At 40.2% G+C, this 12,432-nt stretch carries 11 protein-coding genes and 1 pseudogene; 3 read left to right on the top strand and 9 right to left on the bottom strand.

Features of this window, described 5'->3' with window-relative positions:
* Positions 1-52: 52 nt before the first annotated feature.
* Positions 53-1,663, bottom strand: coding sequence for a glycoside hydrolase family 13 protein (locus ACESNQ_RS04080; protein ID WP_373075209.1), 1,611 nt, complete (start codon positions 1,661-1,663; stop codon positions 53-55).
* Between the two features lie 149 nt (positions 1,664-1,812).
* On the opposite strand from ACESNQ_RS04080, the gene ACESNQ_RS04085 reads away from it, so the two are divergent.
* Both ACESNQ_RS04085 and ACESNQ_RS04090 read left to right on the top strand, forming a co-directional pair.
* Positions 1,813-3,297: a DUF1846 domain-containing protein gene (locus ACESNQ_RS04085; protein WP_006149519.1), complete on the top strand. Its 1,485-nt coding sequence runs from the start codon at positions 1,813-1,815 to the stop codon at positions 3,295-3,297.
* A 157-nt stretch (positions 3,298-3,454) separates the two neighbouring features.
* The gene (locus ACESNQ_RS04090) at positions 3,455-4,930 is read left to right on the top strand and encodes an AcpB/EbpR/MafR family transcriptional regulator (RefSeq protein WP_373075211.1); all 1,476 of its coding nucleotides are present in this window, start codon (positions 3,455-3,457) and stop codon (positions 4,928-4,930) included.
* A gap of 78 nt (positions 4,931-5,008) precedes the next feature.
* On the opposite strand, the gene ACESNQ_RS04095 is transcribed toward ACESNQ_RS04090, so the two are convergent.
* The 7 genes and pseudogenes from ACESNQ_RS04095 to ACESNQ_RS04125 form a co-directional block, all read right to left on the bottom strand.
* Positions 5,009-5,536, bottom strand: a complete 528-nt coding sequence (locus ACESNQ_RS04095) for a hypothetical protein (protein WP_373075213.1) — start codon at positions 5,534-5,536, stop codon at positions 5,009-5,011.
* 104 nt (positions 5,537-5,640) lie between these two features.
* Complete coding sequence (glmS, locus tag ACESNQ_RS04100) at positions 5,641-7,449, bottom strand: glutamine--fructose-6-phosphate transaminase (isomerizing) (RefSeq protein WP_373075215.1); 1,809 nt, start codon at positions 7,447-7,449, stop codon at positions 5,641-5,643.
* Between the two features lie 273 nt (positions 7,450-7,722).
* Positions 7,723-8,268 (bottom strand): annotated as a pseudogene (locus ACESNQ_RS04105) (ADP-ribosylglycohydrolase family protein); the annotation flags it as partial.
* Positions 8,269-8,305: 37 nt separating this feature from the next.
* Positions 8,306-8,668: a hypothetical protein gene (locus tag ACESNQ_RS04110; RefSeq protein WP_373075217.1), complete on the bottom strand. Its 363-nt coding sequence runs from the start codon at positions 8,666-8,668 to the stop codon at positions 8,306-8,308.
* Positions 8,665-10,080, bottom strand: coding sequence for a Y-family DNA polymerase (locus ACESNQ_RS04115; protein ID WP_373075219.1), 1,416 nt, complete (start codon positions 10,078-10,080; stop codon positions 8,665-8,667). Before ACESNQ_RS04115 ends, ACESNQ_RS04110 begins: the two co-directional genes overlap by 4 nt.
* Before the next feature lie 3 nt (positions 10,081-10,083).
* Entirely contained in the window at positions 10,084-10,770 is a 687-nt protein-coding gene (locus tag ACESNQ_RS04120) for an XRE family transcriptional regulator (RefSeq protein WP_373075221.1), read from the bottom strand.
* A gap of 146 nt (positions 10,771-10,916) precedes the next feature.
* Positions 10,917-11,429, bottom strand: coding sequence for a GNAT family N-acetyltransferase (locus ACESNQ_RS04125; protein WP_373075223.1), 513 nt, complete (start codon positions 11,427-11,429; stop codon positions 10,917-10,919).
* Positions 11,430-11,554: 125 nt separating this feature from the next.
* On the opposite strand from ACESNQ_RS04125, the gene ACESNQ_RS04130 reads away from it, so the two are divergent.
* Positions 11,555-11,686 carry a hypothetical protein gene (locus tag ACESNQ_RS04130; RefSeq protein WP_373075225.1) on the top strand — a complete coding sequence of 44 codons (132 nt, stop codon included), beginning with the start codon at positions 11,555-11,557 and terminating at the stop codon, positions 11,684-11,686.
* Positions 11,687-11,726: 40 nt separating this feature from the next.
* Here the strand turns inward: ACESNQ_RS04130 and ACESNQ_RS04135 are convergent, their stop codons facing one another.
* The gene (locus tag ACESNQ_RS04135) at positions 11,727-12,299 is read right to left on the bottom strand and encodes a DUF6287 domain-containing protein (protein ID WP_373075227.1); all 573 of its coding nucleotides are present in this window, start codon (positions 12,297-12,299) and stop codon (positions 11,727-11,729) included.
* Between the last annotated feature and the right edge of the window lie 133 nt (positions 12,300-12,432).

Consider the following 12,432-nt stretch of genomic DNA (forward strand, 5'->3'; position numbering starts at 1 on the left):
ACTTATTTTAGAAAAAAAACTCAAGCATCTTGGATACTTGAGTTTTTTAGGTTTAATTGGCCAATTCGACACAGAATGTATCCCAAGGTGCTAGTGTTAGTTGCTCGAGATTTTCTTTAACCTCTGTGTTAGCAACTAAGATTGATTTGAGAACCCCATTAAAGTAAAACTCTTGTTCTTGATTTGAGAGGTTAGCTACTACTAGGAAACGGCGTTCCCCGTCCTTGCGAATATAGGCAAAAACTTTCTCAACCGTTTCTAATAATTCAAAGTCAGCTTGAACCAGCCAGCTGTTTTCTTTGCGAATCTGAACTAATTTTTGATAAGTATAGAAGATGGAATCTGGATTTGCTAAAGCCTCTTCTACATTAATCTTCGCATAGTTTGGATTGACTCCTAACCATGGTTTCGCGCTTGAAAATCCAGCGTAGTCTGTAGTATCCCACTGCATTGGGGTACGCGCATTATCGCGTCCAATCACACGAATGCTATCCATAATTTGCTCTAGCGGTACACCTTGTTCTAGCGCTTCTTTGGCATAGTTGATAGATTCAATATCTTCTACTTGCTCCAAACTTTCAAATGGATAGTTGGTCATCCCAATCTCCTCACCTTGGTAAATATAAGGTGTTCCTCTCATGAGATGAAGCAAGATTGCATATGCTTTGGCAGATTTTTCGCGGTATTCTCGGTCATTTCCCCAGATAGAGACGATCCGAGGAAGGTCATGGTTGTTCCAGAAAAGGGAATTCCAGCCATCCTCAACTCCTAATTCTGTCTGCCACTTGTTGAAAATCTCTTTTAATTTCCCAACATTTAGCTCTTTTTGGTAGTGCCACTTAGGTTGTCCTTCCTGATACTGAAGACAGATATGTTCAAACTGGAAGACCATAGACAGTTCTTGTCCTTTTGGATCTGAATAGAGTTTTGCGATTTCCGGTGTCGCTCCCCATGTCTCCCCTACTGTCAAGAGCTCTTTGTCGCCGAAAGTAGCCTGATTCATTTCCTTGAGGTAGGGATGAAGCATGGGACCATTGTTGACAATCTTCTGGTCAGGTATCTTCCCAATCATGTCAATAACGTCCATACGGAATCCACCAATTCCTTTATCAATCCAGAAATTCATCATCTCATAGATTTTATGACGGAGCTCTTCGTTTTCCCAATTGAGGTCTGGTTGTTTCTTACTGAAAAAGTGTAGATAGTATTGACCAGATTTTTCATCATATTCCCATGCAGAACCACTAAAAGTAGAGGTTAAATCATTGGGTTTATCTCGCCAAATATAGTAATCACGTTCGGGACTTTGAGGATTTTCACGCGCTTCAATAAACCAAGCATGCTCATCGGATGTATGATTGACAACCAAGTCCATGATGATTCGAATATCTCGTTTTTTGGCTTCAGCAATCAGCTGGTCCATGTCTTCCATGGTTCCAAAGATAGAAGCGATGTCTTGATAATTGGCAATATCATAGCCATTATCATCCATAGGGCTATCATAAACTGGAGAAAGCCAAATTGCCGTAATTCCTAGCTTAGCTAGATAGTCTAACTTGCTAGTAATTCCAGGCAAATCACCAATCCCATCTCCATTACTATCCTTGAAGCTTTTAGGGTAGACTTGATAGACAACTGCATTATGCCACCATTTTTCTTGCATCTTTTCACCTCTTTTAAATTCACTTTACTCCATCATAGACTTTTTTAATCGTTTGTGCAAGCGTTTGCTTTATCTTTTTTCTTACTTTTATTACTCTGTAGTTTCTTATCTTCTATTTTTTTTATATAATAGAAAACAGAGGTAAAAAAATGAAAAAACAAGCTTTTAGTTCTGAAAAATATCTAAATTTACAACGCGACCATATTTTGGAGCGTATTAACCAGTTTGACGGCAAGCTTTACTTGGAGTTTGGAGGCAAGATGTTGGAGGACTTCCACGCTGCCCGTGTACTTCCTGGTTATGAGCCAGATAACAAAATCAAACTTTTGCAAGAGTTGAAAGAACAAGTCGAAGTTGTTATTGCCATTAACGCTAGCAATATCGAGCACTCAAAAGCTCGTGGTGACTTGGGTATTTCTTACGACCAAGAAGTGCTTCGTTTGATTGACAAATTCAACGAACTTGGTATCTTTGTCGGCTCTGTCGTTATCACACAATACGCTGGTCAGCCTGCTGCAGATACCTTCCGTAATCAATTAGCAAAAAATGGGATTGACTCTTATCTCCACTACCCAATCAAGGGTTATCCGACAGATATGGACCATATCATCTCTCCTGAAGGTATGGGGAAAAACGACTATATCAAAACGAGTCGCAATTTAATTGTCGTGACTGCTCCTGGACCTGGTTCAGGTAAGTTGGCAACTTGTATGTCTAACATGTACCACGACCAACTGAATGGTATCAAATCTGGTTATGCTAAGTTTGAAACCTTCCCAGTTTGGAATCTACCTCTCCATCATCCAGTTAACCTGGCTTATGAGGCTGCTACTGCAGACCTTGACGATGTCAATATGATTGACCCATTCCATCTCCAAACTTATGGAGAAACTACAGTCAACTACAATCGTGATATCGAGATTTTCCCTGTTCTCAAGCGTATGCTCGAACGTATCTTGGGCGAATCTCCTTATGCATCTCCAACTGACATGGGTGTAAATATGGTTGGTTTTGCAATCACTGATAACGACGCTGCAATCGAAGCATCAAAACAAGAGATTATCCGTCGCTACTACCAAACAGTTCTCGACTTCAAGGCTGAAAAAGTTGCTGAATCTGCTGTCAAGAAAATCGAACTTCTCATGAATGATCTCGGCATCACGCCAGCTGACCGTAAGGTTGCTGTTGCCGCTCGACAAAAAGCTGAAGAAACAGATGGACCTGCTCTAGCACTTGAGTTACCTTCTGGTGAAATCGTCACTGGTAAGAATTCAGAACTCTTTGGTCCGACAGCTGCCGCCGTGATCAATGCTATCAAGAAGTCAGCGAATATCGATGCTGAAACCAAGTTAATTGAACCAGAAGTGGTGAAACCAATCCAAGGTTTGAAAATCAATCACTTAGGCAGTCGCAATCCACGTCTTCATTCTAATGAGATTCTTATCGCTCTTGCAATCACAGCTATGCAGAATCCTGATGCAGACCGTGCTATGAAAGAACTCGGAAATCTCAAAGGTAGCGAAGCTCATTCTACGATTATCCTAACAGACGAAGACAAAAACGTTCTTCGCAAACTAGGAATCAATGTAACCTTTGATCCATACTACCAATACGATCGTTTGTATCGCAAATAGATTGAAGACTCGTAGGAACTTCTTATCAAGTATCACCCCTCTTCGATAGATTTCGAATCTCTCTTAAGGGATGACTTTCTTTTATGCTAGAATTTTGACAATCTTCGGTTATCTTCTTTTCTAATTATTCTAACATTACTTCGGGAGTTTATTTATAATGAGAGAATTACTCAGCCAAAAAGAGCAAAGGCAATTAAAGATTTTAGAATATTTGTTTGAAAATCCTGACTGGATTTACCTAGATGATTTATCTAAGACCATTGGCTACAATGCTCGTATCATCAAGAGTGATATCAAGGATTTACGCGAAGTCTTCCCTGACTTTGATATCAGACATTCAACTGCAGGGATTATGATGGTGAATGTACAAAATAATGGTATTGAGCGAATCTACCAATATTTCTTACAGACATCCGATTATTTCCAAATTTTAAAAGCTTTCTTCCTCTTGAACAGCCCCTTTACCTATGAACATCTTGCCGAATCTTTGGATATTTCCCTTCCTTCTTTGCGTAAGAAGGTTGCAGATATCAATAAGATTCTTGACGGAACCTACCGCTTCAAGCTCAAGGTAACCCCTATCTCTATTATTGGTGATGAAAAAGATATTCGATTTTTCTTCTCCCAATATTTCCATGAAGCATATAGCTTTTTAGAATGGCCCTTCACAGAAATCAAAGAAGCAGACATTGATAGCTTTGTTTCCTTCTTTATCAATTTGGCAAAATTCCCTGCAAAATATCAAAATCTTTATCAAATCAGAACTCAGGCTACAGTCGATTTGCACCGAATGAAGAGAGGTTATTTTGTTCGTTTCCCAAAACAAACCACTTCCTGGTTGAGCCCTATCTACGACCAACTGTCTGATTTTCAGAGTCAGTTACAAGACTTGGCCCAAGGGCTCAATGTTGAAGTCACCCCTGAAAACCTTAATCAGATTTTCAGTCCCTTTGCTGAGCCTGGTCTTTTCTTTACAGTCGAAGATTTCCTAGAGGCTCGTCAGTCTTACGAACAAGTCGATCGTTCCTATCATGCTGCGCGAGACATCCTAGACAACTTAACTCGAAGATTTGGTGTTCAATTTTCAAATACGGATACCTTGATTTGGAACCTGCACAACACTGCCTTGCTTGAGCGAAGAGAAATCAACTCCGAATCGATCATTTCACAAAACAAGGATTATACGCTTGGAAAAATTAAAAAATTCTTCCCTAAATTTTATGAAGCAACCGTCTTTGAAATGATGCGATACAAAAACATTATGGGACAAAAGGAGAAGACTCCTGCCCTTTCTCACCCGATCTACACGCTGTTCACTCACGCTGAAGGGCTAACAGATCAATTATTTGAACATAAAAAGAAAGTCAAGGTCTTAGTTCTGAGTGAGTATGACTTTGCCCACCCACAATTCTTGATTTCTCTCTACGAATTCCATACTTCAAATAACATCCAGTATGAAACTTGGGATAAAGAAACCCTTAACATCGAAGAAATCATGGATAGTGACTACGATGCTATTATCACTAATTTTGATATCAAAGGCCTCGAAGACATGCTCGTCATTAATATCAGTCGACTATCTATCCTACAAGTTGTCAACGAACTCAATAAGATTTCTATGCAAGATTTATAATTTTAAAAACCTCCTAGAAAGAATCTAGGAGGTTTTTGTAAATCTATGTTTTCTCTAAAGAATCATGAGTCAATCACATTATTCAAAATCAACAGTCTTATTCTTAATCACAAGCTTGGTATGAGCTGTTATATATTGTCGGTCAAGGGTTGTTGTAACTTCCCCTTCACCATTTATAATATGCCAAGCTCCATCTTTATGAACAACCATAGCAACTTCTTGTTTGTTTTTATCTTCATTCTTAACAGCCAAGGCATAGGCGTCATCGACCCCTTCTAGCAAGAGTTCTTTGTTGCTACTGAGTGTCAGTAGATAATAGGCTCCGTCTCGAACACCAATATTGTATTGATTATTAACAAATATGGTTTTGTCGTAGCTAGGTCTCGGTTCAAAAGTTCCTGATCCATTTCCAAGGATATCTTTAAAAGTATCCTTTTGCTTTTCTGCCTCAGCCTGTTCTTGAGATTTGATAAATTCCTGAACTGCAGCAATCTTTTCACTCTCTTGTTTCTTTGAAGCTCTCATTTGATGGATCACTACAGTCCGAATCAAAAACGAACTTGCAAACAAGAGTCCTATGATAGATGAAATTTTCCCCTTTTTCATTTCCGCTCCAATCTCCTTATACTTCACTATTAACTACTTTTCTATAGTATAACAAGATTTTTATTGGTTGACAAGAAATGTTGGAATTCAGTAACAGGACTTCCTTATTCTACCGTTACAGACTTAGCAAGGTTACGCGGTTTGTCCACATCGAGCCCACGGTGAAGGGTTGCAAAGTAAGCGACTAGTTGCGTTGGTACGACCATTGAGATTGGTGAGAGGTAAGGGTGTACGGTCGTAAGAACGATGTCGTCTGTATCTTTAGCAACATTTTCTTCTGCGATGGTGAGGACCTTAGCACCACGAGCTGCCACTTCTTGGATATTTCCGCGAGTGTGGTTAGCAAGAACTGGGTCTGACAAGAGGGCCAAAACTGGTGTCCCATCTTCAATCAAGGCAATGGTTCCGTGTTTGAGTTCTCCTGCCGCAAAACCTTCACACTGGATGTAAGAAATCTCTTTGAGCTTGAGACTGGCTTCCATGGCTACGTAGTAGTCTTGACCACGTCCGATGTAAAAGGCGTTGCGTGTTGTTTCAAGAAGCTCACGAACCTTACTATCAATCAATTCTTTTTCTGAAAGGGTTGATTCGATAGACTGAGCCACGATAGACAATTCGTGAACTAGGTCAAAGGCTTGCGCTTTAGCATTCCCATTTGCTTCACCAACCGCTTTTGCAAGGAAGGCAAGGGCTGCGATTTGTGCTGTATAAGCCTTGGTTGATGCTACGGCAATTTCAGGTCCTGCATGAAGAAGCATGGTATGGTTGGCTTCACGAGAAAGAGTGGATCCTGGGACGTTTGTCACTGTCAAGCTTGGGATCCCCATTTCATTAGCCTTAACCAAAACCTGACGGCTATCAGCTGTTTCACCAGATTGACTGATAAAGATGAAGAGTGGTTTCTTGCTGAGAAGTGGCATACCGTAACCCCACTCAGAAGAGATTCCAAGTTCAACTGGCGTATCTGTCAATTCTTCCAACATCTTCTTAGAAGCAAACCCTGCGTGGTAAGATGTTCCAGCTGCAAGAATGTAGATGCGGTCTGCATCTTGAACAGCCTTGATGATAGCTGGGTCTACCACTACTTGACCAGCCTCATCAGTATAGGCTTGGATCAACTTACGCATCACCGTTGGTTGCTCATCGATTTCCTTGAGCATATAGTAAGGATAAGTTCCCTTACCGATATCTGACAAGTCAAGTTCAGCAGTGTAGCTAGCACGTTCACGACGATTGCCATCATAGTCTTGAACTTCAACGCTATCAGCTTTCACGATTACCAACTCTTGGTCATGGATTTCCATGTATTGGTTGGTTTCACGAATCATAGCCATGGCATCTGAACAGACCATGTTGTAGCCATCCCCAAGACCAATCAAGAGTGGTGATTTATTTTTCGCTACATAGATGACATCTGGATTTTCAGAGTCAATCAAGGCAAAGGCATATGAACCACGGATGATGTGAAGAGCTTTTTTAAAGGCTTCAAGTACTGACATGCCGTCTTCTTCCGCAAATTTCCCAATCAAGTGAACGGCGATTTCTGTATCTGTTTGTCCCTTGAAGCGGTGACCTGCAAGGTAGTCTTCCTTGATTTCAAGGTAGTTCTCAATCACCCCATTGTGCACCAAGACAAAACGTCCTGTCTCAGAGCGATGTGGGTGAGCATTGTCTTCTGTTGGTTTACCGTGAGTGGCCCAACGAGTATGTCCAATACCAGTTGTCCCCTCAACGCCAGCAGTCTTAGCAGACAATTCTGCAATACGACCAACAGCCTTCACCAAATGGCTTTCAGCACCACCTAGAACAAAAATTCCCGCAGAATCATAACCACGGTATTCGAGCTTTTCAAGCCCTTGAATCAAAATATCAGTTGCATTTGTGTTTCCAACAACACCAACAATTCCACACATAGTATATACGACACAGGCAAGCTGTGCTTTCTCCTTATCGAAATTGGTATAGTCTGATTTTCTGTTTTTAGAATCAGTGAAAACAGTATATACTTGTTTCTTTCACTTGTCAAGAATAAAAATTGGTATAGCTCAATTGTTTTTAAACAGCAAACAAAAAACCATTCAAGAAATAGCTCTTGAACGGCTTAGAAATATGGCTAATCAACTGATATCCATACCCTATCTAACACTAGATATCATAGTTTATCTTTTCTCACTCCTCGCAGCCAATTATTTATTAGGGTGGATGGGATAGACACTTTCAAAAGTATCCACTATCTCTACTAAATGATCATCCAAATAGGCTATAGCTTGATTTCTGATTGGAGCAGGAATTCCATAGTAGGCTTGCGCAAGACCTCCACAGATAGCAGCGATGGTGTCGCTATCTCCTCCGATGGAAATAGCATTTCTGATAGCATCTTCAAAATCTTGTGACTCGAAAAAGGCTTGAAAGGCCTGAGGAACCGAACCTTGACAAGTCACATCAAAGCTATAGTCCTCACGAATTTGGTCCAGGGTAAAGTCCATCGGATAGTAATTTTTATCGATGTAGTCTCTGATTTCCTGGCGGCTAGAACCAGTTCTAGCCAAGAAGATAGCTACTGCAACTGCTTCTGCACCTTTTAGTCCCTCAGGATGGTCATGACTCACTTCTGTCACTGCTTGGGACAAAGCCTTTGCCTGCTCTGTACTATCTGCCACAAAACCGACAGGGCTAATTCTCATGGCAGATCCATTCCCATAACTCCCATAGGGTTGAGGATCATCTGAAAAATAATCCATCTGCAGTTTGTTTTCATATAACTCTTTTCTAGTCATAAACTTCCTCCTGATACAGTTGGATGGCGAGAATATCATCTACCCTTATTAATCGATAGCCTTCATCCGTTCTAACAGAGATTTCTTGAGGAGATAATTCTATTACTTCACCCAATATCGTGCTTTTATGATTTTTCTCCTTGACCATAAAAGAGCCTTTTAGTCGTCCGACGTAGAGCTGGGAAAGTAGCAACAACTTCTCGACTGGATTCAAGTCTGTTGATAAATCGACACGATTTTTTTCTGCACTGAGTGAACTGGTATGCTCCGATAGAAAAAAGCCCATCCACTTCTGCATGCCTGGATCTTGATAGTCCCTCGCGGATTGAAAGGGCAAATAAGAGCGATCAATCATTTTAATCCATCTAATCCTCCAGCAGAGTGCCCTCCGATCAGCTTACTTCTGGCAATACTTCTCGATGCATCCTCTAAAGCAGTCGCCTTCAAGAGAGAAGTAAAGCCGAATTGTTCTCGAATGGAATCAATGGCAGTCTGGAGCCTTTCTTCTTTTTCTAGCTTGTCAACCTCATCAAAAAGGGAAATCAACGCAAAGGATTCGTCCACAAATCCTGAATAACTAACGGCAACACTTCTGACCGCTCCAGAAGTATATTTGCTATGGAATAATTTCAGTACATAACTGACTAAAAGACCGGTATTATTGGTCGGCTCCACCTTCATCTGGGTATGGATGGAGCGTTTTTGTTCCTGCTTAGAAAATCCAAGATGAATAGACACCACCGTTATCTTTTTTCTGGCCCGTCGAAGCCTGACAGCCACCTGTTCAGCCATCTCTCGAAGGATAATTTCGATGTCTCGCTGCTTGACATAATCTCTCGGTAAAATTTGCGAATTACCCAAGCCGTGAGATTTGGCTTTATAGGGCTTATGAACATTACTCTCGTCTATTCCATTAGCATGAAACCACAAGCGAAGTCCAGCTTGGCCAAGTTCTTTCTTCAGGAAATCCGGATTGCTATTGGCTAATTCCTTAATCGAATAGATTTCCAAGCTACTCAAGCGCTTCTCCATCCGATTTCCAATCCCCCAAAAGTCGGTCATCTTTGGAATGGACCAGACCTTATTTTCCACGTCCTGGTAAGACCAATTGGATCGCATGGTCGGTGTGTGCTTGGCTTCATTATCCAAGGCCAATTTAGCAAGCAGAGGATTGGCATTCGACATACCGACTGTCGAGTAAATCCCGGTCTGTCGCCAGATATCTCTCTGGATACGAGCCGAAAGCATGTCCAGCTTATCTTTACGAGAAATCTGCTGGTCCGGGACAAAATAATTGAGCGAACTGGTTAGGTCAATAAAGCCTTCATCAATTGAATAAGGATAAATATCATCTGGACTGCCATAATTCTGGAAAATGCGCTGAATTTCCATATTGACCGCGATATACTTATCCATCCGAGGAGGGACAATGACGGTCACCCGAGCCCAATCTTCGATAAATTTCACATAGTCCGGGTCTGTCCGTAAGCCTTGTTTTTTGGCATTATAGTAGGAAAATTTACGCGTCTTAATATCAAAGGGGAGGTCATAGGCACGTCCGACATTTGCTTTCCCAAAGACCTTTTTAAACATCGGCGAGGAGGCAAGAATAAGCCCAACAGAATTATCCGCCCGGCTCATGACACAAAGGGAGGTTTTAAGGGGATGGAGTCCTCTTTCTACACACTCAACACTGGCATAAAAGGATTTCATATCGACAAAGGCAATATCACTTTGGGGCTCTCTGGAATAATCAAAGTAGCCCATAGGCTATCCCTCCATCGGTACAAAATTACCCACGATAATACCCACAATCCGCGGATCTTCTTCGTAAGAAATGTGAATATCCTTGTATTTAGGATTGATGGAAACCAAACGTAAGCCATCTTCTTCTCGATAAACCCGTTTGATATAGGTCTGGTTATTGCAAACCACTGCATAGACAGCACCATCATAATCAAATCCGGTCTCTCGAATCAGAGCCACTGAACCATTTTGATATTTGGGTTCCATAGAATCCCCAGACACCCATGAAGCAAAATCGTGAGCCAGTTCTTCATTAAAGTAAACCGTATCAAAGTTTCGATCATCATAAACCGAAGCCCCAATCCCAGCCGACATGCGTTCATAAACATGATACTCGAAAAGTTTTTCTGAAATAGCAGTCACCTTCTTGGCTTGTTCTTCTTGAGCCAAGTCGCGAGCATAGACTATCACCTTTTCTTTTCCTTTATTGGAAAGGCTATTATAGAGACGGACAATTTCGATTTGAGTAAAATAGCCTTTTGGTACTTTTAAAATCTCTTCTAGCTGGCTAACCTTTTCTTCGGAAGGCTCCTTGACTCCACGCTCCCAAGCTGAATAAGCCTGAAAACTAATCCCAAGCTGCTCTGCAATCTCTTTCTGTGTTAGCTTTAACTCTTTTCTCCTAGCCTTAAGCTTTTCTGGTTGGTACATGTTTTACCTCCTAGCGTGATGTTTTCATCGTAGGTTGACTATATTTTTAAAATTCAACCATTTTGGTTTAGTTTTATTATATAAAAAAAGTAGATGAATGTCTACTAGAAATGTTGAGTTTTGGCAAACGACTGGTAATGATGATACTATAGATTCCTTATCTCAAATACTGCCGTATGAATCCACTCGTTATGCATTTGAAAGTCATTCTCTATGATTCTACTAAAGGTGAAACCATTTTTTAAAAGCACTCTCTGAGAGATCAGATTGTCCGTTGCCGTCCCTGCGATAATCTTATGTAAACCATAAGTAGTAAAGGCCTTTTCTAAAACGAGTTTAACCGCTTCACTTGCATAACCTAAATTAGTAACATTTTCTCCGATCCTATATCCAAGTTCTGCTGTTTTTCGATCATCCTCTAAGACACTTAAATTGACTCTTCCGACCATAGTACCTTGTGCATCTCTAATAAGATGCATGTAGACATCATGATTCTCTTGTTCCCTTAACAATTCCCTTGTAATTTCTTTAAAACCTTCTGAATCAAAATAGGTAGCTGGTCTAGGAGGTAAATTCCGCTCAAAATACTCCCGATTTTCTTTTTCAAAAGAATAAACATCTATGCTATTTTCTTCAGACATCAGCTCTAAACTTATCATTGTAAACCACCTCCTATCATTCTATAAATTCAAATGTACTCATGTTCACACAAAGTGACATTTACAGAATTTACAGAGATATCTTAATTTATTCATATCGTATCTACATTATAACACAACATACTATGAAGAAAAATAATACCCGTCAAGGTCCTCATAAATTCCAACATCTTGCTAAACAGGCTAGAACGCCTATGGAAGCTATTTTTGAAGCATACTTGATTAACCTTCATAAAATGATCATGACTCACAAATAAAGAAGAAAACCATCTCAAATTTGATGAGATGGTGAATCATTTAGTCTACTTTATAAAAAACTTGTTCTGATCTAGTTGGAGCAGCTTGACCAGCAATCAGCCTATTTTTAGTTAAATCAGTATCTAACCCAGGCATAATCAGTCCAGCAGGATAAATACTCATTCCATAGCCTGAGATCCCATCTCTAATGCTGAATTCAATCGTTCCATGGCTACCCATGCTCTTTTTTTCAATACTTCCACTGTCTACTAGCCCATTTTTATCGAATGTAAACTCTTTCCCAAGTCCATTTCTCCAAGTTCCAACTAGAGTAGAGAAATCTCCATTGAGAATAGCTTGCTCATCTATTTTTTGTGATTCAGCATTCGTTTGCTCTTCTTGTGTCGAGAGTTTTTCCTCAGTAGTCGTAACACTATCTTGAGTAGTCGTCGAACTAGTGGTTGTTGTACTAGTCGCTGTCGTACTAGTAGTAGAAACCTGTTCTTTTGTAGTACTTACTGCTTCTGTATCTTGCTTCTTATGATTAAAGAGGAACATAAAACTTATCAGTACTATAGCAACTAAGCAACTTAACAGAATCAAAATCCAATTGATGCCTTTTCCTATTTTCATTTATAACTCCTTTAAATTATTCGTATTTAATTATATCATACTAAACTGATACTAGGAAGAAATTGTATAAGACAAAGACTAGTGGTGTGAAAAGTGGTGTGAATTTTGCTAAAAATCATCAAAAAACACCCCA

It is taken from the genome of Streptococcus infantis (assembly GCF_964243025.1).
Lineage (GTDB): Bacteria > Bacillota > Bacilli > Lactobacillales > Streptococcaceae > Streptococcus > Streptococcus infantis_N.

What these genes read in the sequence shown, in the direction of transcription:
- ACESNQ_RS04080 (WP_373075209.1), bottom strand. Translation starts at nt 1,663, where the DNA reads ATGCAAGAAAAATGGTGGCATAATGCAGTTGTCTATCAAGTCTACCCT.
- ACESNQ_RS04085 (WP_006149519.1), top strand. Translation starts at nt 1,813, where the DNA reads ATGAAAAAACAAGCTTTTAGTTCTGAAAAATATCTAAATTTACAACGC.
- ACESNQ_RS04090 (WP_373075211.1), top strand. Translation starts at nt 3,455, where the DNA reads ATGAGAGAATTACTCAGCCAAAAAGAGCAAAGGCAATTAAAGATTTTA.
- ACESNQ_RS04095 (WP_373075213.1), bottom strand. Translation starts at nt 5,536, where the DNA reads ATGAAAAAGGGGAAAATTTCATCTATCATAGGACTCTTGTTTGCAAGT.
- glmS (WP_373075215.1), bottom strand. Translation starts at nt 7,449, where the DNA reads ATGTGTGGAATTGTTGGTGTTGTTGGAAACACAAATGCAACTGATATT.
- ACESNQ_RS04110 (WP_373075217.1), bottom strand. Translation starts at nt 8,668, where the DNA reads ATGATTGATCGCTCTTATTTGCCCTTTCAATCCGCGAGGGACTATCAA.
- ACESNQ_RS04115 (WP_373075219.1), bottom strand. Translation starts at nt 10,080, where the DNA reads ATGGGCTACTTTGATTATTCCAGAGAGCCCCAAAGTGATATTGCCTTT.
- ACESNQ_RS04120 (WP_373075221.1), bottom strand. Translation starts at nt 10,770, where the DNA reads ATGTACCAACCAGAAAAGCTTAAGGCTAGGAGAAAAGAGTTAAAGCTA.
- ACESNQ_RS04125 (WP_373075223.1), bottom strand. Translation starts at nt 11,429, where the DNA reads ATGATAAGTTTAGAGCTGATGTCTGAAGAAAATAGCATAGATGTTTAT.
- ACESNQ_RS04130 (WP_373075225.1), top strand. Translation starts at nt 11,555, where the DNA reads ATGAAGAAAAATAATACCCGTCAAGGTCCTCATAAATTCCAACATCTT.
- ACESNQ_RS04135 (WP_373075227.1), bottom strand. Translation starts at nt 12,299, where the DNA reads ATGAAAATAGGAAAAGGCATCAATTGGATTTTGATTCTGTTAAGTTGC.